General features: G+C 71.5%; 19 protein-coding genes, 1 tRNA gene and 1 pseudogene. 13 read left to right on the top strand and 8 right to left on the bottom strand.

Annotation, left to right across the window (positions count from 1 at the left end; translation table 11 throughout):
- Nucleotides 1-73 precede the first annotated feature (73 nt).
- The 3 genes from ddaH (at nt 74) to ACERM0_RS14935 (ending at nt 2,948) form a co-directional block, all read left to right on the top strand.
- The gene (gene ddaH, locus ACERM0_RS14945) at nt 74-1,087 is read left to right on the top strand and encodes a dimethylargininase (RefSeq protein WP_373679410.1); all 1,014 of its coding nucleotides are present in this window, start codon (nt 74-76) and stop codon (nt 1,085-1,087) included.
- Nucleotides 1,084-2,280, top strand: coding sequence for an ornithine--oxo-acid transaminase (gene rocD / locus ACERM0_RS14940; RefSeq protein ID WP_373679409.1), 1,197 nt, complete (start codon nt 1,084-1,086; stop codon nt 2,278-2,280). The genes ddaH and rocD overlap by 4 nt, the downstream gene beginning before the upstream one ends.
- Nucleotides 2,281-2,390: 110 nt before the next feature.
- Nucleotides 2,391-2,948 carry a YqgE/AlgH family protein gene (locus tag ACERM0_RS14935; RefSeq protein WP_373679408.1) on the top strand — a complete coding sequence of 186 codons (558 nt, stop codon included), beginning with the start codon at nt 2,391-2,393 and terminating at the stop codon, nt 2,946-2,948.
- Nucleotides 2,949-2,952: 4 nt separating this feature from the next.
- Here ACERM0_RS14935 and ACERM0_RS14930 read toward each other — a convergent pair whose 3' ends face one another.
- The gene (locus ACERM0_RS14930; protein WP_373679407.1) at nt 2,953-3,429 is read right to left on the bottom strand and encodes a hypothetical protein; all 477 of its coding nucleotides are present in this window, start codon (nt 3,427-3,429) and stop codon (nt 2,953-2,955) included.
- Nucleotides 3,430-3,511: 82 nt separating this feature from the next.
- On the opposite strand from ACERM0_RS14930, the gene ACERM0_RS14925 reads away from it, so the two are divergent.
- On the top strand, nt 3,512-3,751 hold the full coding sequence (locus tag ACERM0_RS14925) for a hypothetical protein (RefSeq protein ID WP_373679406.1): 240 nt from the start codon (nt 3,512-3,514) through the stop codon (nt 3,749-3,751).
- A gap of 70 nt (nt 3,752-3,821) precedes the next feature.
- On the opposite strand, the gene ACERM0_RS14920 is transcribed toward ACERM0_RS14925, so the two are convergent.
- Nucleotides 3,822-6,371 carry a M14 family zinc carboxypeptidase gene (locus tag ACERM0_RS14920; RefSeq protein ID WP_373679405.1) on the bottom strand — a complete coding sequence of 850 codons (2,550 nt, stop codon included), beginning with the start codon at nt 6,369-6,371 and terminating at the stop codon, nt 3,822-3,824.
- 200 nt (nt 6,372-6,571) lie between these two features.
- On the opposite strand from ACERM0_RS14920, the gene ACERM0_RS14915 reads away from it, so the two are divergent.
- Nucleotides 6,572-7,717, top strand: a complete 1,146-nt coding sequence (locus tag ACERM0_RS14915) for an acyl-CoA dehydrogenase family protein (RefSeq protein ID WP_373679404.1) — start codon at nt 6,572-6,574, stop codon at nt 7,715-7,717.
- 28 nt (nt 7,718-7,745) lie between these two features.
- Here ACERM0_RS14915 and ACERM0_RS14910 read toward each other — a convergent pair whose 3' ends face one another.
- Nucleotides 7,746-8,378 carry a TetR/AcrR family transcriptional regulator gene (locus tag ACERM0_RS14910; RefSeq protein WP_373679653.1) on the bottom strand — a complete coding sequence of 211 codons (633 nt, stop codon included), beginning with the start codon at nt 8,376-8,378 and terminating at the stop codon, nt 7,746-7,748.
- A gap of 281 nt (nt 8,379-8,659) precedes the next feature.
- Here ACERM0_RS14910 and ACERM0_RS14905 point away from each other — a divergent pair, with 281 nt between their 5' ends.
- From ACERM0_RS14905 to ACERM0_RS14895, 3 genes and pseudogenes are all read left to right on the top strand, one after another.
- Nucleotides 8,660-9,217: a VanZ family protein gene (locus ACERM0_RS14905; RefSeq protein WP_373679403.1), complete on the top strand. Its 558-nt coding sequence runs from the start codon at nt 8,660-8,662 to the stop codon at nt 9,215-9,217.
- 68 nt (nt 9,218-9,285) lie between these two features.
- Nucleotides 9,286-9,744 carry a hypothetical protein gene (locus tag ACERM0_RS14900; protein ID WP_373679402.1) on the top strand — a complete coding sequence of 153 codons (459 nt, stop codon included), beginning with the start codon at nt 9,286-9,288 and terminating at the stop codon, nt 9,742-9,744.
- Nucleotides 9,745-9,798: 54 nt separating this feature from the next.
- Nucleotides 9,799-10,140: pseudogene (locus ACERM0_RS14895) on the top strand (GNAT family N-acetyltransferase); the annotation flags it as partial.
- A 43-nt stretch (nt 10,141-10,183) separates the two neighbouring features.
- Here the strand turns inward: ACERM0_RS14895 and ACERM0_RS14890 are convergent.
- Together ACERM0_RS14890 and ACERM0_RS14885 are read right to left on the bottom strand one after the other, a co-directional pair.
- A complete protein-coding gene (locus ACERM0_RS14890; RefSeq protein WP_373679401.1) occupies nt 10,184-10,843 on the bottom strand; it encodes a response regulator in 660 nt (219 codons plus the stop codon).
- Nucleotides 10,840-12,063 carry a sensor histidine kinase gene (locus ACERM0_RS14885; RefSeq protein WP_373679400.1) on the bottom strand — a complete coding sequence of 408 codons (1,224 nt, stop codon included), beginning with the start codon at nt 12,061-12,063 and terminating at the stop codon, nt 10,840-10,842. The genes ACERM0_RS14890 and ACERM0_RS14885 overlap by 4 nt, the downstream gene beginning before the upstream one ends.
- Nucleotides 12,064-12,279: 216 nt before the next feature.
- Between ACERM0_RS14885 and ACERM0_RS14880 the strand changes: the two genes are divergently transcribed.
- On the top strand, nt 12,280-12,996 hold the full coding sequence (locus ACERM0_RS14880) for a hypothetical protein (protein ID WP_373679399.1): 717 nt from the start codon (nt 12,280-12,282) through the stop codon (nt 12,994-12,996).
- Nucleotides 12,997-13,121: 125 nt separating this feature from the next.
- Here ACERM0_RS14880 and ACERM0_RS14875 read toward each other — a convergent pair whose 3' ends face one another.
- Nucleotides 13,122-14,036: a BTAD domain-containing putative transcriptional regulator gene (locus ACERM0_RS14875; protein ID WP_373679398.1), complete on the bottom strand. Its 915-nt coding sequence runs from the start codon at nt 14,034-14,036 to the stop codon at nt 13,122-13,124.
- Nucleotides 14,037-14,075: 39 nt separating this feature from the next.
- Between ACERM0_RS14875 and ACERM0_RS14870 the strand changes: the two genes are divergently transcribed.
- Together ACERM0_RS14870 and ACERM0_RS14865 are read left to right on the top strand one after the other, a co-directional pair.
- The gene (locus ACERM0_RS14870) at nt 14,076-14,234 is read left to right on the top strand and encodes a DUF1059 domain-containing protein (protein ID WP_373679397.1); all 159 of its coding nucleotides are present in this window, start codon (nt 14,076-14,078) and stop codon (nt 14,232-14,234) included.
- Nucleotides 14,235-14,261: 27 nt separating this feature from the next.
- Nucleotides 14,262-14,438, top strand: a complete 177-nt coding sequence (locus ACERM0_RS14865) for a DUF1059 domain-containing protein (RefSeq protein WP_373679396.1) — start codon at nt 14,262-14,264, stop codon at nt 14,436-14,438.
- A 129-nt stretch (nt 14,439-14,567) separates the two neighbouring features.
- On the opposite strand, the gene ACERM0_RS14860 is transcribed toward ACERM0_RS14865, so the two are convergent.
- A tRNA-Gly gene (locus tag ACERM0_RS14860) sits at nt 14,568-14,638 on the bottom strand.
- A gap of 143 nt (nt 14,639-14,781) precedes the next feature.
- Between ACERM0_RS14860 and dcd the strand changes: the two genes are divergently transcribed.
- Entirely contained in the window at nt 14,782-15,375 is a 594-nt protein-coding gene (gene dcd, locus ACERM0_RS14855; RefSeq protein ID WP_373679395.1) for a dCTP deaminase, read from the top strand.
- A 313-nt stretch (nt 15,376-15,688) separates the two neighbouring features.
- The gene (locus tag ACERM0_RS14850) at nt 15,689-16,639 is read left to right on the top strand and encodes a DMT family transporter (RefSeq protein WP_373679394.1); all 951 of its coding nucleotides are present in this window, start codon (nt 15,689-15,691) and stop codon (nt 16,637-16,639) included.
- Nucleotides 16,640-16,723: 84 nt separating this feature from the next.
- Here the strand turns inward: ACERM0_RS14850 and ACERM0_RS14845 are convergent, their stop codons facing one another.
- Nucleotides 16,724-18,958, bottom strand: coding sequence for a (Fe-S)-binding protein (locus ACERM0_RS14845; protein ID WP_373679393.1), 2,235 nt, complete (start codon nt 18,956-18,958; stop codon nt 16,724-16,726).
- Between the last annotated feature and the right edge of the window lie 200 nt (nt 18,959-19,158).

Genomic DNA, 19,158 nt, shown 5'->3' with positions numbered 1-19,158 from the left:
GATGTTGGGACATCTGACCACAGCGTACGTTGCGCGCTTCGATCGCCGCACCGTGTGCAGGAGGTGTGCCCCCGTGAGCGTTCCCGCCGTCCCCGACGGCCGGCGACCCGACGTGTCCGTCGCCGATGGCCGGCAGCCCCCGCTGATGCAGCCGGCGCCCGAGCAGACCGACCGCCAGGCCACGCGCCGTCGCTTCCTGATGACGCCGCCCACCCACTTCGAGGTGGCCTACGCGATCAATGCGTGGATGGACCCGTCGGCGCCGGTCGACCGCCAGCGCGCGATTCGCCAGTGGGAGGACCTCGTCGCCGTCTACGAGAGCCTCGGCCACGACGTCGTGCGTGCCACCCCCGCACCCGGGCTGCCCGACATGGTGTTCGCCGCCAACGGCGGGGTGGTCGTGGGCGGCATCGCGGTCGGCGCCAGGTTCGCCACACCGCAGCGGGCGCCGGAGGCCGCGCTCTACCGCGAGGCGCTCTCCGACGCCGGCATCGAGGTGGTGCACGAACCGTCGTACGTCAACGAGGGCGAAGGCGACTACGTCGTCGTCGGCGACACGATCCTGGCCGGGACCGGGTTCCGCACCGACATCCGTGCCCACGCCGAGTTGGCGCGCCTCACCGGGCGCGAGGTCGTGTCCCTGCGGCTGGTGGATCCGCGCTTCTACCATCTCGACGTCGCCGTGTTCGCCCTGGACGACGACAACGTCGCCTACTACCCGGGGGCGTTCGACGACGTCGGGCGGGCCGAGCTGGCGCGCCGCTACCCGGACGCGATCGTGGCCAGCGAGCAGGACGCGCTGGTGCTGGGATTGAACGCCGTCAGCGACGGCCGGCACGTCGTCGTCGCGCACGAGGCCGACCACCTCGTCCACCGGTTGGCCGAGCGCGGCTACGTCCCGATCCCGATCGACCTGTCGGAGCTTCGGAAGTCCGGCGGCGGCGTGAAGTGCTGCACACTGGAACTGCGGCCCGCGCCCGAGACCCCCGATCAGAGCCTCGGGCACGAGGCCTTCGACCTGCACCCCGCGCCCGGGGCATACGACCTGCACCCCGCGCCCGGAGTGACCCAAGAGGAGCTGTCGTGACCACGACCACCACCGACCTGCACGCGCTCGAGGCCCACGCGGCGCACAACTACCACCCGCTGCCCGTGGTCATCGCCGAGGCCGAGGGCGCGTGGGTCACCGACGTGCACGGCCGGCGCTACCTCGACGCGCTCGCCGGCTACTCGGCGCTCAACTTCGGGCACCGGCACCCCACGCTGATCGGTGCGGCCGAGGCGCAGCTGCGCCGGGTGACGCTCACCAGCCGCGCCTTCCACCACGACCAGTTCGGGCCGTTCTGCAGCGACCTGGCCCGCCTCACCGGCATGGACGCCGTCCTGCCGATGAACACCGGCGCCGAGGCGGTGGAGACCGCCATCAAGCTGGCCCGTCGTTGGGGCTATCGCGTCAAGGGCGTCCCGCGTGACCAGGCGACCATCCTGGTCGCGCGCGAGAACTTCCACGGCCGCACCACCACGATCGTGGGCTTCTCCACCGACCCCGACGCCCGCGACGACTTCGGCCCCTATGCGCCCGGGTTCCGCCAGGTGCCCTACGGCGACGCGGCCGCGATCGAGGCGGCCATCGACGACACCACCGTGGCCGTGCTCCTCGAGCCGGTCCAGGGCGAGGCGGGCATCCGCATCCCGCCGGCCGGTTACCTGCGCGAGGTGCGCCGCATCACCCACGAGCGCGGCGTGCTGTTCCTCGCCGACGAGATCCAGTCGGGACTGGGGCGCACGGGGACGACGTTCGCCTGCGAGCTCGAGGACGTCGTGCCGGACGTCTTCCTGCTCGGCAAGGCCCTGGGCGGCGGCGTGGTGCCGGTGTCCGCCATCACCGCCCGCCGCGAGCTGATGGACGTGTTCACCCCCGGCTCGCACGGCAGCACCTTCGGGGGCAACCCGCTGGCCTGCGCCGTCGGCCGCGCCGTCATCGGCCTGCTGGAGACCGGCGAGTTCCAGGCCCGCGGCCGCGAGCTGGGCGCCCGCCTGGCGGCCGGGCTGCACGCGCTGCCGTCCGACAAGGTCGCCGAGGTGCGAACGATCGGTCTGTGGGCCGGCATCGAGCTGGTGCCGGGCAGGCCGGCGCGGGACGTCTGCGAGCGGATGCTGGCGAACGGCGTGCTCGCCAAGGACACCCACGAGACCACCGTCCGCCTGGCGCCGCCGCTGGTCGTGACCGAGTCCGAGGTCGACCGGCTCGTCGAGGTGCTGGCCGACGCGATCGGCTGACCGGCTCCCCGGGCTGAGACCGTCCGCGTGGCCGACCGGCGGCACCGCCGGTCGGTCACGCGAGGCCCCCGGTTCGCGGTACGGTTTTTCCGCGAGCGGAGGCGACCGACATGCACGACTGGCAGACCGGACGGCTCCTCGTCGCGACACCCGCACTCGAGGATCCCAACTTCGCCCGCTCCGTGGTGCTCGTCCTGGACCACGACGACGACGGGGCCCTGGGGGTCGTGCTCAACCGCGCGTCGGACCTGGCGGTGGACGACACGCTGACGGGCTGGAGCGACCTGGTCGCGTCACCTCCCGTCGTCTTCGGCGGCGGGCCGGTCGAGCCTACGGCCGTGGTGGCGCTCGGCCGCGCCCACGCGGCCGTGCCGGCCGACGAGGGCTTCTCGACCCGACTCGACCGGGTGCGCCTCGTCGACCTCGCCGACGACCCGGTGCTGGCGGCGACCGACCTGGAACGGGTGCGGGTGTTCGCCGGCTACGCCGGCTGGGGTCCCGGGCAGCTGGAGAGCGAGATCGACGCGGGGGCGTGGTTCACCGTCGACGCCGAGCCGACCGACGTCTTCACGCACCAGCCCGACCGACTCTGGCAGGCGGTCCTGCGCCGCCAGCGCGACGAGCTGGCGTTGTTCTCGACCTTCCCCGCCGACCCCTCCCTGAACTGACCCGTCACTCCTCGACGGTGCCTTCGTCCTGCACCGGCTCCTGTGGGTCCTCGCAGTAGAACGGCGCCTGGCCGGCCTGGCCGTGGTACTCCATGGACTCGCCGCCGGCCTCGACCACGATGCGGTAGCCCTCGACCAGCGCCTGCGTGTAGAACTGGCCCTCCTCCGGGCAGCCGAGCGAGCCGTCGGACCAGGTCACCGGTTCGTTGCTGACGACCTGGACCTCGCCCAGCTCGACACCCGCGCGGTCGGCGGCGTCGCGGATGACCAGCTCCTCGGGATCACCGTCCAGCGGCATGAAGTCCTCCTCGGCCCCGGTCTCACCCTCGTCCTCGCCCGGCGCCGGTTCGGTCGCCTCGGGATCGCCGGCGTCCAGTCCCGGCGGCTGGTCGGCGGCCTCCTGGTCGCCGCAGCCGACGACGAGCACACAGGCGGCCAGCAGCAGGCCGGCCAACGAGCGCGGGCGGCGGTTCCGGGACATGCAGGTGCCTCGCATCGTGATCGGGGGTCCTGCCCGTCACCGTAGACTGTCGCGTTCGAATCGCCGCCTTCGAGAGTCGTCCATGAGTGACCCGTCCTGGTCCTTCCTGCTGGTCGGCAGCTTCGCGGCGGTGGGGGCGGCGATGGCGCTCGGCACGCTGGCCGCCCTGCTGCGCTACCGGCGCACCGGCGAGTTCCCGGGCGCCACGGCCGGCGAGGAGCTGCCGCGCGGCCGGCTGATCGCGCTCTGGCTGCGTGTCGGGGTGGGCGCGGTGCTGACCGTGATCGGCGTGGTCGCCCTGCAACGTCAGGGTCTCATCTGACCCGACGGAGAAACGGCGGTGGGCCGGCGCGAATCGCGCCGGCCCACCGGTCCTGCTGCGTGCGCGTGGGTCAGTCGGCCGTGGCCCACAACGCCTCGGCGACCTGGATGAACAGGCCCTCCGAGTGGTTGCGGTACAGCGGCTCGGTGGTGAACATCGTGACGTGGGCGCCGCGCGCCGTGTCACTGATCACCACCGGCTGTCCCGCCGCGGCCGCGTTGCCGATCCAGTGGCCGGCGAGGAAGAAGTCCCCCTCGGCCAGGTGCTGGTCGACGTTCGCGGTCTCCGGGTAGCTCGTGAACCAGCGCGGCGAGTTCACGAACGAGCGTGGCCCGGCGTCACCGGTGATCCGGGAGTCGGGATCGTTGACCACCGCCACGATGCCGTTGGCGTCGCTGCGGACCGGACCCAGCTCCGTGACCAAGAGCTGGGCACGGTCGCTGAAGGTCTTGCCGTTCGCGCCACGCAGCGCGACCGCGTTGCCCGCCGCCAGCCAGTCCGCGAAGGCCTGCTGCTGGGTGGCGTTCAGGTTCAGCGGGTTGAACGCCGTGCTGCTGACGTAGAAGGCATCGAAGTCGTCGAACGCGTACGAGCCGTTGTTGAAGCCCGTGTGGTTGACGACCGTGACGTCGTAGCCGAGTTCGCGCAGCGCGTACGCCTCGTCGTTCGGCGCACTGATGCCGATCCGGAAGGTGTCGAACGGCTCCGCCGTCCGCACCCGTGCGGGGGTGATCGCCTCGAAGACGATCCCACGGGTCGTGGCCAGTTCACGGATCTGTGCGAGCGCCGAGCCGGGCACGACGAACGTGCCGTCCGGCGTCCGCGACAGCTCGACGCCCGCGGTCAGCAGGTCGTTGACGGCCTGCACGCCGAACTTCGAGTCCACGGTGAAGGCGTAGTGCGAGCGGTTGCCCGGTGCGACCGACCCGGTCCGGACCGGCGCGTGGATCGGGGCCGAACGCACGTTGTCGAGGCTGCCGTCCGCGATGCGGTCCACGCGGGCACCCCACAGCTCACCGATGCTCCACGCCGCGATGTCGTACATCGTCGGGTAGGCGTCGGTGACGTCACGGCCGGTGTCGAGGATGACGTTGGCCATGCCGCGCTTGGCCTGGTGCCCGTCGACCACGTACGAGCCCGCCGGGTAGCGCGTGCCGTTCAGCGTGAACGCCTTCTCGGCCCGCTGCACCTCGACGTCGTTGTCGAGCAGGAACTGCACGACGCGTGCCGCCGCCGAGTCGCTGCGCTGGACGTCGCCGACCGGGATCACGTAGGCACGGGGCAGGTCGATCTCCACCGTCTGGGCGTTGTCGCCGGCCGCCAACTCGAGGGCGAGCGGGTCGTCGATCGGGCGCAGCGGCTCACCGTGGACGCCGCGGCGGTAGATCTCGATCTGGTCCCTGAGCAGCTCGATCCGGTTCTCGTTGGCGTAGGCGAAGTTGCCCTCCATCGTGGCGCGCGAGATGGCGGTGTTGATCCGGGTCCGCTCGTGCCGGTCGGCTTCCGTCAGGGCGCTGCTGCGCGGGTTCAACGGGAACTCGATGGTGTGCCCGACCGAGCCGTGGTACATCGCGTACATCGGGGTGAAGATCGGCGGCCAGTCGTCCCAGCCGGTGGTGTTGTTGCGGTAGGGGATGCGGGTGCGCTGGCCGCCCTGCCCGTCGGAACACGTCGCGTTCGGATAGGTCTGGCCCAGCGCGACGACGGCCTGCTCCATCGACAGCGCGTTGCGCAGCGCGTGACGGATGTAGAGGTCGTACTCGTAGTTGTCGCCGTGCGGCCCGGTGGTCGGCTCGATCAGCGTGCAGCCCACGTAGCCGTGCTGGTCGAGGAACGTCAGCGGGTCGTAGCGGATGATCTGGTCACGGACGATGCGGACCTCGGGCTGCGACTGCGTGATGTAGTCGCGGTTCATGTCGAAGCCGTTGGCGTTCGCCCGCGTCGCGTTCACGCGCCCGTCCGGGTTGTTGGTGACCACGAAGGCGATCACGTGCTCGTCGAGCAACTTGACGGTCTCCGCGTCGTCGGAGAACGCCAGGTCCTCAAGCACCTCCAGCGCCGCGTCGGTGCCCTCCCACTCGTTGCCGTGGATGTTGTTGTTGATGAACAGCGGCGACTTCCAGTCGTCGTACCCGCCGGCCTCGAGCAGGGCCATGGCCGCGTCGGGGTCGGCCGTGCGCAGGTCCGACAGCTCCTGCCACTCCGCCCACTCGGCGTTGCTCATCGGGCTGGTGGCGACCACGAGGTGCAGGTCGCGGCCCTGCACCGACTGCCCGATGATCTCCACGCTGATCCGGTCGCTCTCCTGCAGAGCGCGCAGCGCCGGCGGGATCTCGTGGTACGGGATCAGGTTGAGCGGGATCGAGGCGTCGCCGGGGTCGACCGGCACGTCCTCGATCACGTCGTTGCGCGGCTGCCCTGGCAGGGTCTCGCGCGGCGTCGACTCCACCACGCGGCGCCCCGGGACATCGATGGCCGGGCCACGGTCCTCGGGCAGGCGCCCGAACGGCGCGTTCTCCGAGGCTCCCGGCGCGGCCTCCTGGGCGACCGCCACCGTCGGTAGTGCGGACAAGGGCAGGGCTGCGGCGGCCAGTGCGGCCGCCAATCGGCGTCTGAACACGTGTGCTCCCATCGTCACAGGGACTCCCATCCCCCGGTGAATAGCGGGGGTGTTCCTACCCTGGACGAAGGTCCGGTGCCAAGGGGTGGCGAGGAACCGTGCGCCACGGATGACGCCGAGGGCCGCGAAGGCGCTACCGTCGCCTGGGAGGGCGAACGATCTGTCAGGGATCGTTCCGAGTGGACGGGAGAGAGCCGGTCGTGGAGCGACGCATCTTCGGCGAGGAGCACGAGGCCTTCCGGGCCACGGTCGCGCGTTTCGTCGACGAGGAGATCGCGCCCCACCACGCTGACTGGGAGCAGCAGGGGCACGTGCCACGCGAACTGTGGCGGCGTGCCGGCGCGCAGGGGCTGCTGTGCACCGACGTCCCCGAGGAGTACGGCGGAGGTGGTGTCCCGGACTTCCGCTACAACGTCGTGATCACCGAGGAGCTGAGTCGCGTCGGCGCCAGCGGGGTGGGCTTCCCACTGCACAACGACGTGGTCGTGCCCTACCTGCTCGCGCACGCCACCGACGAGCAGAAGAAGCGGTGGCTGCCGGCGATGGCCAGCGGCGACACGGTCACGGCGATCGCGATGACCGAACCCGCCACCGGCTCGGACCTGGGCGCGGTCGCCACCACCGCGCTGCGTCAGCCCGACGGCAGCTACCTGCTGAACGGGGCCAAGACCTTCATCACCAACGGCATCCTCGCCGACCTCGTGATCGTGGTGGCCAAGACCGACCCGTCCGCGGCGCACGGCGGGATCAGCCTGCTCCTGGTCGAGGAGGGCATGCCCGGCTTCACGCGGGGCCGCAAGCTCGACAAGATCGGCATGCACGCGCAGGACACGGCCGAGTTGTTCTTCGAGGACGTGCGCGTGCCCGCCGACCACCTCCTCGGCGAGGAGGGCCACGGGTTCGTCCACCTCATGCAGGCGCTTCCGCAGGAGCGGCTGTCCATCGCCGTCGCGGCCATCGCCGGGGCAGCGGCAGCGCTCGAGCAGACGATCACCTACTGCAAGGAGCGGCAGGCGTTCGGCCGCGCGATCGGCTCGTTCCAGAACTCGCGCTTCGTCCTCGCCGAACTGCGCACCGAGGTCACGATCGGCCAGCAGTTCGTCGATCGTTGCATCGAACTGCACACCGAGGGACGGCTCGGGGTCGACGAGGCCGCGATGGCCAAGTACTGGACGACGGAGCTGCTCGGACGGGTGGTCGACCAGTGCGTGCAGCTGCACGGCGGCTACGGCTACATGCGCGAGTACCCGATCGCGCGGGCCTTCGTGGACGCCCGCGTGCAGCGCATCTACGGCGGCACGAACGAGATCATGAAGGAGATCATCGGCCGCTCGATGGGCCTCTGAGCGCGTCGGGCCGCAGACGCCGCTCCGGCTAGGCCGGGGTGCCGGGTCGCGCCTGGCCGTTGACGTGCTGCGCCCACGGTGCCGCGTGGAGAGCCGCGAGGTAGCGCTGCAACCGGTCACGTGCGGACGTGAGGTCGGCCTGCACGCAGTGGTGCAGGATCAGCCCGTCCATCGTGGCGATGAGGTAGCGAGCCAGTTGCTCGCGCTCGAGCTCGTCCGGTGCCCCGGGAACGGTCGCGATGACCGAGGACACGGTGCCGGCCAACCGCTGGTAGTGCCACGCGGCGAGGGGCTCGAGGTCCGGGTCGCGCAAGGCGTGGATGGTGAGTTCGAACTGCGCGAGCTGGACGTGCGGCGTGCCTTCGACGTAGTCCCAGTACGCCTGCACGATCGCTTCGAGGGCGCTGGCGAGGTTCTCCCCATCGGCGGCCACGGCGGCGCGTATGGCGTCGTCGATCTGGTTCGCCATCCGCTCGATGACGGCACGCAGCAACTCGTCCTTGGAGCGAAACGCGTAATGAAAGGCACCGAGTGCCATGTCGGCTTCGTCGGTGATGCGGCGGGTGGTGGCCGCCGACAGGCCTTCGGTCGCAAGGATCGCCAACGTGGCGTCCACGAGCTCCTCACGACGCTCGTTGACGCTCCGTCGGGTGCGTTGCACGGTCAAACCGGCTCCGGACCGGACCCGCAACGGTCTCGACGGGCCCGGCACCAGACTGTAGCCATCCTGGTCGTTGGTCAGCCGTCCACGCCTACAGCGCACGCGACCGTGCGTTGCCACGGCGCTTCGGCCGGTCGGACCGACCGACCGAAAGGTCCGGCGGCCGGGACGAAAGCGCCAGCACCGCCGACGTCGGTCTGCACCCGGACCGCGGAGCAGACGGTGCTCGGCGGATAGCGTGGGCCCGTTGCGCTCATCTTCGTGCCCGAGGTCCTGCACCGGTGTTCGGCCCCATCGACGTCGTCGCCGCCGCGTCCGCGGCGTTGCCCGTCGGTGTCCTCGTCGGCGTGCTCGTCTGGCGGCGCCGTCGCGCGGCGCACCGGGCGACCAGCGACGCCTGGATCGACGGCGCCATCGTGGGCTGGCTGGTCGCCGTCGCGGTGGCGACCCTCACGCCGCTCGACGCCTTCCTCGAGGTCGGCGGCCGCCCCGACGTGGTGCTCACGCCGTTCGAGCGTCTGCACGGCGCGCCGGTCGCCTATGCGGTGGTCAACACCCTGCTGCTCGCGCCGCTCGGCTTCCTCTTCGTGCTCCGGGGCCGGCGTCCCCGCTACCTCGCGGCCGTCGCCGGCGGTGCGTCGGTGTCGCTGATCATCGAGGTGCTGCAGCTGCTGCACCCCGAGCGCGGCACCAACGTCGACGACCTGATCCTGAACACCGCCGGCGTGGTCGTCGGCGGGCTGCTGGGCGCCATGGCACGACCGCTGCGCCCCAGCCGCCGACGTGCCGTCGGCAGTCGCCGGGACCGCCGCGGCCGCGAACCCATGGGCACGGGTTGAGGCGCTCCGCCCGACGTTTCGGCGCCCACTAGGGTCCCTGCGCAGGCGAGCGAGGGGCGAGCAGCGGCGTGACGAAGCAGCAGACGACCCGCCGGTCCGGGCGGCGGACGGGCGTCGTGGTGGTCGGCCTCCTCGGGGTGGTGGCCGCCGGCCTGTGGGCCCTGGAGGGCCTGACCGGTGGCGAGCGCGTCCGAGGAGGGCACGACCGTCCGGGCGTGGTCCGCGAGCTGCTCGGACTCGGTGGCCCGGACTCGGCGACGTACGCGCTCGTCGCGTCCGCCCATGATGAGCTCAACGGGGTCGTCTGGGGCCCTGCCGGGACCGGCGCCGAGGAGCGTGCGTGCCGGCAGATGCGCGAGGCCGCCGACGTGGTCGAGTCGGAGCCGTGGGACCAGCAGCAGGCGACGGTGGCGGAGGTGCAGGAGCGGGCGCGGGCCGCGTGCGACCTCGAGGGCCGCTCCGCCGTCGAGCGCCACGACGTCCTGGACCACCTCGAGGTGCTCCTCGCCGACCGCTGGGCCGGTTGAGGGGCCCGAACGGAGGGATCGGGTCGCGAGGCACGTCGCTACCGGTGGCACCCTCGGCCACGACGCCGAGCCCGAAGGGCCCCCATGAACGCGACCGTGCGCGACGACCCCGACGAGCACCGCTACGAGATCGTGGTCGACGGCGAGGTCGCCGGGTTCGCCGGCTACCAGCTCGACGGGCAGCGCATCACGTTCCTGCACACCGAGGTCGAGGAGGCGTACGCCGGCGAAGGGCTCGGCAAGGAGCTCGTGACCGGCATGCTCGCTGACGTCGAGGAACGTGGGCTGGCGGTCGTGCCGAGATGCCCCTTCGTGCGCAAGGTCATCGCCGAGGACGCCTCGCGTTACCTCCATCTCGTGCCGGACGACCTCGTGTCGATGGTGCGATCGGCGTGAAGTGACGGGCGCCGGTCGGTTCGCCCGCGAAGCGGGGAGGCTGTCAGCCGGGTTCGCCGGGCTTCACGAGGCCGGTCTCGTAGGCGAGCACGACGGCCTGGGCCCGGTCACGCAGGTCCAGCTTCCGGAAGATGCGCGTGATGTGCGTCTTCACGGTGGGTTCGCTGATCCACAGCGTCCGTGCCAGCTCCGCGTTGCTCGCGCCGCGCGCGATCAGGCGCAGCACCTCCACCTCGCGGTCGGTCAGTACCGCGAGCCGGCTGGCATCGACGCCGTCGGACGTCGGGGCGTGCCGGTCCACGAGTCGGCGCAGGACGGCCGGCGCCAGCAGGGCTTCGCCGCCGACCACCGTGCGCACCGAGTCCGCGAGCACCTCGGGACGGGTCTCCTTGAGCAGGAATCCCGACGCCCCCGCCGCGAGGGCTTCGTACACGTACTCGTCGGCGTCGAAGGTCGTGAGCATGACCACCTTCGGGCGCACGCCCGACGAGGCCAGGATCCGCCGGGTGGCCTCCAGGCCGTCCATCACCGGCATGCGCACGTCCATCAGCACGAGGTCGGGCACGAGCTCCGCCGCGAGGTCGACGGCCTGCGCGCCGTCCTCCGCCATCCCGACCACCTCGATGTCCGGCTGGGCGGCGAGGATCATGCCGAGCCCACCACGCACGAGTGCCTGGTCGTCGGCGACGAGGACGCGGATCACGAGGTGGGAACGGCCGCTGCGGCGTGCCGATCGTCGGCAGGCGGCGGCAGGGGCAGCTCGGTACGCACATGCCAGCCGGCGCCGTGCTCGTCGCGTCCGACGGTGACGGTGCCGCCGTACAGCGCCACCCGCTCGCCGATGCCGACCAGGCCGTGCCCGGTGCCGTCGGACGGGGGGCCGACCACCCCGTCGTCGCCGACCTCGATGGACAGGGTCGTGGGCGTGTAGGTGAGTCGTACCGTCGCCGTGCCCGCGCCGCTGTGCTTGAGCGTGTTGGTCAGCGACTCCTGCACGATCCGGTAGGCCGTGAGGTCGAGGCCGGCGGGGAGCGCCACCGGGTCGCCCGCGATCTGCACGTCGACGTCGAGCCCCGCCTCACGGACCGGCCCGATCAGCGTCTCGAGTCTCGCCAGGCCAGGTTGCGGCGGCGCGGGATGCGCGCCGGCCCCGGCGAGGCCTTCGTCGGCGCGCAGCACCCCGAGGAGGCGGCGCAGGTCGTCGAGCGTCTGCCTGCCGGCCTCCTCGGCGTCGAGCAGCGGGGTTTCCGCCTCGGCGTCCCCGAGCTGCAACCGCATCCGTGCCGCGCCGACCTGGATGACCATCATCGACACGCTGTGGGCGACGATGTCGTGCAGTTCGCGGGCGATGTGGGCGCGTTCCGCCGCGGCGGCCTCACGCCGGGCAGCGTCCCTGGCCGCCCGCTCCTCGGCGAGCTCGGTGGCGAGCGCCGCGGCCCGGCGCTCGCGCACACGGATGCCGCGCGCCCCAAGCCAGGGGACGAGCAGGAACCCGAGGTTCCAGGCGAAGGCGTCCCAGTGGTTGAGCTCGGGCGTGGACAGCGACGCGGCGGCCAGTCCCAGGACGCCGACGATGGCCGCGAGCACAGCCCGAGGGCGGGGGCAGCAGTAGGCGGCGGAGGCAGTCATCAGAATCAGCGGCACGCCACCCGTCAGAAACGTGATGTCGTGCCCGAGGACCGGCATGGTCAACAGGTACACGGCCACCGCGAAGGACACGGCGGCCAGCGGGGCGCGACGCCGCCACGCCAACGGCACGAGGAAGAGCAGGTTCATCGTCGCGTTCAGTGGACGCGACGCGCTCCAGGTCACCTGACCGTCCAGCTGGCCCCAGTGGATGGCCTGGCCGATGGCGACGAACGCCGCGGCGATGGCGACGTCGGTGGCCGGCGGGCGCGGCAGTCGGCGGAAGATGGCGATCATCGGCCGACGATAGCGAAGGAGGGTCGCTCCGAACGTCAGATCCAGGTCGTCATCGAGGTACGACCCAGGTCGTCCGAGCGGGCGGACACGTGGGGCTGGAGATCCGCCCGGGAAGCCTCCAGGTGACGACCGGCAGTGGACGCGCGGCGAGGCGCCCGCCAGCAGGGTGGACGGCACACCCGAGCACGGGATCCGACACCGACCCTGGAGGTCCACATGTCCGGCACGTCACCGACGGCGACCAGCTCCGCGACCGCGGGCCCCGCGTCGTCGCGCTCGTCGTCACCGCACCCGATCGCCCGACGCGGTGCTCCTGCCGCCCTGGTGGTCGGGTCGCTGCTCGCCGCCGCCGGGATGGCGCTGCACCTGCCGGCGATGGCGGAGGACGTGGGTCTCACGATCGCGATCGCCGAGGCGCCGACCCGCTGGCTGGCGTCGCACCTGCTGCTCGGGTTCGGCTTCGCCATCGTGGCCGTCGGCGCGGCCGGCCTCCTTCACGCCCTGCGGCGTGACCGGGGCGCCACCCTGACGGCGATGGGCGCCATCGCCATGACGCTGGGAGCCATCACGATGGCCGTCGGCGACATCGCCCACGGTGCCGTCGGGTTCGCGCTCACCGAGGTCGACCCGGCGACGTCCTTCGAAATCCACGGGGCCTACTTCGAGCACCCGGCCATCCTGGCGGTCAACACGGGACCGATGCTGGTGTCGGTCGGGATGTTCCTCGTGGGTGGTGGGCTCCTGCGCTCCCGTGCGCTCCCGCGCTGGCTCGGCATCGTCGTCCTACTCACGCCGATCGGGGTCAACCTCGGCTTCAACCTGGGTCTGCCGCCCTTCGCGCCGGGCATCCCCTTCGCCGTGGGCACGATCGCACTGGCGATCGCACTGACGCGCATGCTGCAGGCCACCGCGCCAGCGAGTAGGCCGGCCTGAGCCCAGGCAACACCGGCATCGGTCACGTCCCGTCATCGGGCGGGAACGACGACGCCCAGGTCGGCGGACAACCGCACTGACCTGGGCGTTTCGTGCCTCGCAGAGGGGTCTTCGCGACGCCGGTGTCAGCTCGTCTCCGGCTCCGCTCCGGTGTGGTCGTGCTGGCTGGACGGTCCCGCGGCCCCCGGCGTGCCGCTCTGGAGGATGGCCCGGTGGAGCTCGAGGGTCTCCGAGGACGGATCGACCCCGAGCTCTTCGGTCAGTGTCTCGCGCAGCCGCTGGTGGACGCGGAGCGCTTCGCCCCGGTCGCCAGCGGCGGCATGAATCCGCATCAGCAGGCGGTGGCTCGCCTCGCGAAGCGGATCGAGCGTGAGCAGCTCCGTGGCGACGTCACGGGCGAGATCCATGTCGTTGCGGGCGAGATGCACCGAGGCCAGCAACTCCAGGGCGCGCCGACGTAGCCCGTCGAGTCGTGCTCGCTCGGACAGAATCCACGGTCGCCCGTCCTCCCCGAGCAGCAATGGCCGGCGGGTGATCGCCGCCGCCACCGTCGCTTCCGACCACACGACGTCCACGGCGCCCCGCCGCCAGGCGCCGCCGGCGCGGTCGACGGCGTTGGCCGCTGCCTCGACGTCGATCCATGCGCCCCCGAGTCGTGCCTGGTAACAGCCGGAATCGCTCGTGACCAGCACCTCGTCGGCTGGGCTTCGATCGATGGCCGTCTCGTCGCGACCGGCGGGGGGACCGTCGCCCGGGGGTGCGCTCGGTCCGACAGCGGCGAGGAGCACCCTGCGGAGCTTGCTGACCACGACGCGTAGGGACCGGTCCCAGCTGGGCGGGAGGGTGTCACCCCACAGCGCGTCCGCCAGCTCCTCGACCGGGACGGGCCGATGTCGTTCGAGCACGAGGTAGACGAGTGCGAGCCGCCCTTGCCGCCCCGGCAAGTCGGCTTGGTCGACCGTGCGGGCACCCTCGATCGCGAGTCGGCCGGTGAGGTAGAAGCGCAGCACGTTCGACGCCAACGTCTCGCCAACCTCCATGGACGAGGATGGGCTCAGTCTCGCACGGAGGAGGTCGGTGTGAGTGGATCCGCGAAGCTCATCCGGTGCCCCTGCGGCTACACGCTGCACGGGCAGGACGATGACGAGGTGGTGGCCGCCGCGCAGGAACACGCGCGGAACATCCACGAACAGCAGCTGACGCGTGAGCAGGCCCTCGCGATGGCGAGACCCACCTGAGGAGTTGACGAGGAGCGGGCGAGGGCGATGACGTTGGAACTGCGCTGTGGCGATGTCGTGGGCGGATGCGACGGGGTCGTCGCCGCCGAGAGCCGGGAGGAGGTGCTCCGCCTGGCGTCGGCGCACGCCGCCGACGCTCACGGACTGACCGAGATCGATGCGTCGACGCGGTCGGCGCTGGAGGCGGCGATCCACCCGGCGTGAAGGACGAGAGAGCGGTTCCGGGGCGGACGAGAGCGGAGGCTCACCGGCGAGCGCGATCGCACGGCAGCTCACGGACGGTGGGGCTGACCCCGAAGTCCAGCGGGCAATCGCCGGCGGACGGACGGACGGAGCGGGTGAGGGGAATCGAACCCCCGTCACCAGCTTGGGAAGCTGGGGCTCTACCATTGAGCTACACCCGCGGGTCGCGCTGAGCGGCGCCCGTCCCTGGATCGCAGGGTCGTCCACCACTCCGGCGCGGCTGCGGAAGGTACTGCCCCGACGGGCGCGCTGGCAACGCGACACGCGGCCGGAACGCGCCACCCCGATGCCAGCCGGAGCCCGCGTGATCCTGTCCGACCGTTCCATCCGCGACGCCCTCGACGCCGGCCGGCTGATCGTCGATCCGCTCGGCGAGGGTGCGGTGCAGCCTTCCAGCGTCGACGTGCGGCTCGCGTCGCAATTCCGGGTCTTCGCCAACCACCGCTACGCGATGATCGACGTCCGCCAGGAGCAGCCGGACCTGACCGACCTCGTCGAGGTCCCGGCCGGCGAGCCGTTCGTGCTCCACCCGGGTGAGTTCGTGCTGGGTTCGACGCTGGAGCGCATCGGCCTGCCCGACGACCTCGTGGCCCGCATCGAGGGCAAGAGTTCGCTCGCGCGGCTCGGCCTGGTGATCCACAGCACGGCCGGGTTCGTCGACGCCGGCTTCGACGGGGACGTGACGCTGGAGCTGTCCAACGTGGCGACGCTGCCGATCCTGCTCTACCCGGGGATGCGCATCGCCCAGTTCGCGTTCTTCCAGCTCGACCGGCCGGCCGAGCACCCCTACGGCAGCGACGCGCCGGGCTCGAAGTATCAGGGCCAGCGCGGGCCGACCGCCTCGCGCTACCACCTCAACCGGATCGACGACCCGCGGGCGACACCCGCCGGGCACTGACGTTTCGCAGCCGTGGCGATACGGACAGTCACGGACTAGTGACATCGGGCTACCGGCGCGGTATGGTGCGGTAGCACGAGGGCACGGTCTTTGTCCCGGACCCGTCCTCGTCGATTCACGGTCGACCCGATTCGCGGCTTCACGGTCGCCCCGGGAGCCTGGACGTCCCCTCCGGGCCCCGTGGACATCCCTGTAACTCGGGTCGTTTGGGCCCCCGGTGCTCTCCACACCGGGGGCCCGCTTCGTGTTCGGACCGCGCGCCGTCGTGCCGAGGCGTTACGGTTCCTCGTCCCCTCACCGGTGGGAGGTCACCGTGTCCGCAGCCCGCCGCCGCGTGGTCCCCGGCATCGTCTTCGTGGCGCTCGCCGCCGCGCTGTGGGGCACGGACGCCCTGTTCCGTCGCGGGCTCGCGCTGGAGCTGCCCGCCAGCGTGGTCGTCTTCTACGAACACCTGTTCCTGACGCTCGCGACGATCCCGCTCCTGGCCCGGATCCCCTGGCGACGCGTGCAGTGGACGCCGCGCGTGATCGCGTCGCTGGCGCTGATCGGCATCGGGGCGTCCGCGACCGCGACGTTCCTGTTCACGATGGCGTTCCGCTACGGCGACCCCACGACGCCGCTGCTGCTGCAGAAGCTGCAGCCGCTGATCGCGATCGCGGCCGCCTGGGCCCTGCTGGGCGAGCGCCCGCGCGTACGCCTGGGCGGGTTCGCGGCCGTCGCGATCCTCGGCGCCTACCTCATCAGCATCCCGCAGCCGACGCAGGCGAGCGTCGCCCAGCTGGCGCCCGCGCTGCTGGCCGTTGGCGCGGCGACGCTGTGGGGGCTCGGCACGGTCCTCGGGCGCGGCATGTCGACGACGTTCGCACCGGCCGAGCTGACCGCGCTGCGCTTCACCATCGGGCTGCCGGCCAGCGCGCTGATCCTGCTGGTCGACGAGGGCCCGGTGGGCTTCACGGTGGTCCAGGCCACCGACGTGCCCGCGCTGCTCGCCCTCGCGGCCGTCCCGGGGCTGCTGGCGTTGTGGCTGTACTACCGCGGCCTCGCGGGTACGCCCGCCTCCGCCGCCACGCTCGCGGAGCTCGCCTTCCCCTTGAGCGCCATCATCATCAACCGGTTCGCGTTCGGGACCACGCTCACCGCCACGCAGTGGCTCGGCATCGGGCTGCTGGCGGGCACGCTGGTCGTCCTCAGCCGCCTGTCGCAACGCGGCTACGAGCACGTGGGCGTCGAGGCAGAGGCACCCGAACCCGCTCTGCACCGCTGATCACCGAGACGTGAAGCGGGTGCGGCCTCCGGCCGCACCCGCTTCGTCGATCTCGCCGGCCCGGTCAAGTCCTGGCCGGCCGGCTCAGGCCTGGCCGGCCGGCTCCTGGGTCGGGGCCGGGTCGCTGGCACCGCCGCCGCCCTTGACCCCCTGCGTCGCCATCGGCAGCAGCCGGCCGCGCTGGAGCACCTCGGAGATGTCGAGCACCTCGACCTTGCCCTCCTCCAGCGAACCCTCCTGGACCTTCTGCGCGATGCCGTCGGACAGCATCGTCGTGCAGAACGGGCACGCGGTGGAGATCAGGTCCGGGTCCATCTCGAGGGCCTCCTCGACCCGCTCCATGTTGACCCGCTTGCCGATGTGCTCCTCGACCCACATGCGGGCCCCACCGGCGCCGCAGCAGAAGCCGTTGGACCGGCAGCGGCCCATCTCGGTCGGCTGCAGCCCCGGGACGGCGTCGACCACCTTGCGCGGGGTCGAATACACCTCGTTGTGGCGACCGAGGTAGCACGGGTCGTGGTAGGTGATCTTGGCCTCGATCTCCTTGGTCGCCACCAGGCGACCCTCGTCGATCAGGTGGGCCAGGACCTCGGAGTGGTGCAGCACCTCGAAGTGCCCGTCGAAGTCCGGGTACTCGTTCTTCAGCGTGTTGAAGCAGTGCGGGCACCAGGCGATGATCTTGAGGTGGTTGCCCGACGCGCGCGGGTTGGTGGTGTCCGCGCCGATCGACTTCAGCGTCTCCACGTTCTGCTGCGCGAGCATCTGGAACAGGTACTCCATGCCCAGACGCCGGGCCGGGTCACCGTTGCAGGTCTCGTTCTTGCCGAGGATCGCGAACGACACCCCGGCGTCGTGCAGCAGTTGCGCCGTGGCCTGCGTGATCTTCTTCGAGCGGTCGTCGACCGCGCCCGCGCACCCGGTCCAGAACAGGTACTCGACGTCGGCCGGTGCCTCGGTGCCGGGCGTGAGCACGGGGATGTCGAAGTCCAGCTTCTGCGTCCACTCCTCGCGCTTGGACTGTCCGACGCCCCACGGGTCGCCGGCGTTCTCCACGTTGCGGAGCATGACGCCGGCCTCCTGCGGGAAGCTCGACTCCATCATGGTCTTGTAGCGGCGCATCTCCATGATCATGTCGACGTGCTCGATGTCGACCGGGCACTCCTCGACGCAGGCGCCGCAGGTGGTGCACGACCACAGCACGTCGTAGTCGATGACCGCGTTGTCCTGGCCGGGCGTGTCACCGACGAGCTGCATGTTCAGCACGTCCGCGGCCTGCTCCTCGGTCTGCTTGCCGAGCAGGAAGGGACCCTTGGCGTAGAGGTGGTCGCGCAGGTCCATGACCAGCATCTTGGGCGACAGCGGCTTGCCGGTGTTCCAGGCCGGGCACTGCGACTGGCAGCGCCCGCACTCCGTGCAGGTGTACATGTCGAAGACGTGCTTGAACCCAAAGTCCTCGATCTTGCCCACGCCGAGGACCGTGTCCTCGTCCATGTTCTCCATGTCGATGATCTCGGTCGGGAGCTTGCCCAGCGCCTTGGGCTGGCGGGCGAACAGCTCCTGGAACGGGATCGTGGCGATGTGCAGGTGCTTCGAGTTGAGCGTGAACAGCAGGAACCAGCCGACGATGCCGAGGTGGGCGATCAGCATGATCGCGCTGGTGAGCTCCAGCGCGAACGGGCTCATGCCCGCGAACAGCTCGCCGAAGCGGATCGAGAGGAAGGCGGCCTCGGTGGGGGCGTGGTCCAGCGCCGCCCGGACGCCGTGGGCGACCAGCAGCGTCCACACGACCAGGAACTCGCCCATCAGGACCCACCAGCCCTGGTTGAGGTTCGAGCCGGAGAAGCGGCTGCGACGGCCGATCCTTCGGGGGTCGAGCGCCAGGCGGATCACGGCGAAGATCGCGATGCCCACGGTGGTCAGCAGGATGAAGCTGTCCTGCAGGAACCCGAGCAGGTCGTAGGCGGTGACCCCGAACAGCGCGATGCGATTGAGGAACGGGATCTGGAACGTCGGGTCGAACAGTTCCCCGACCGCCTCGATCAGCGTCGTCTGGATGACGAGGAACGACCAGAACACGAAGAAGTGGGCGATGCCGGGCAGCGACCAGCGCAGCAGCTTCTGCTGGCCGAGGATCTTGGTGAACAGGTACTTGACGTTGCCCATGATGGCGTCGCGGGTGACGCGCTCGGGCTGCGGGCGGGCGACCTTGACCAGGCCGTAGAGGAACTGGACCCGGCGGGCGGCCAGCGTGCCGACCACGGCGACCAGCGCCACGGCGCCCCCGATACGGATCAGCGTCAGCAGCACGTCTTCGTTCACGCGCGGTCCCTCTCCTCGAGCCTCGCCCGGCGGGAAGGCGGGGGTGGATCGAGTGTAGGTGCGCGCTATCGGGCACCCAACGTGACGCCCGTGTCGGGCCGGACGGCCGGGCACGGCACGCCGGGGCCATCGCCCCTGGCTCGCGGTCCGGGAGCTGCGGACGCTCGGGGTCGGAGCGGCCGCGGGGGCGGCGCGCGCCC

It is taken from the genome of Egicoccus sp. AB-alg2 (assembly GCF_041821065.1).
Lineage (GTDB): Bacteria > Actinomycetota > Nitriliruptoria > Nitriliruptorales > Nitriliruptoraceae > Egicoccus.
The sequence above is the reverse complement of the archived record's forward strand: the minus strand, read 5'-3'. Positions and strand labels throughout refer to the sequence as shown.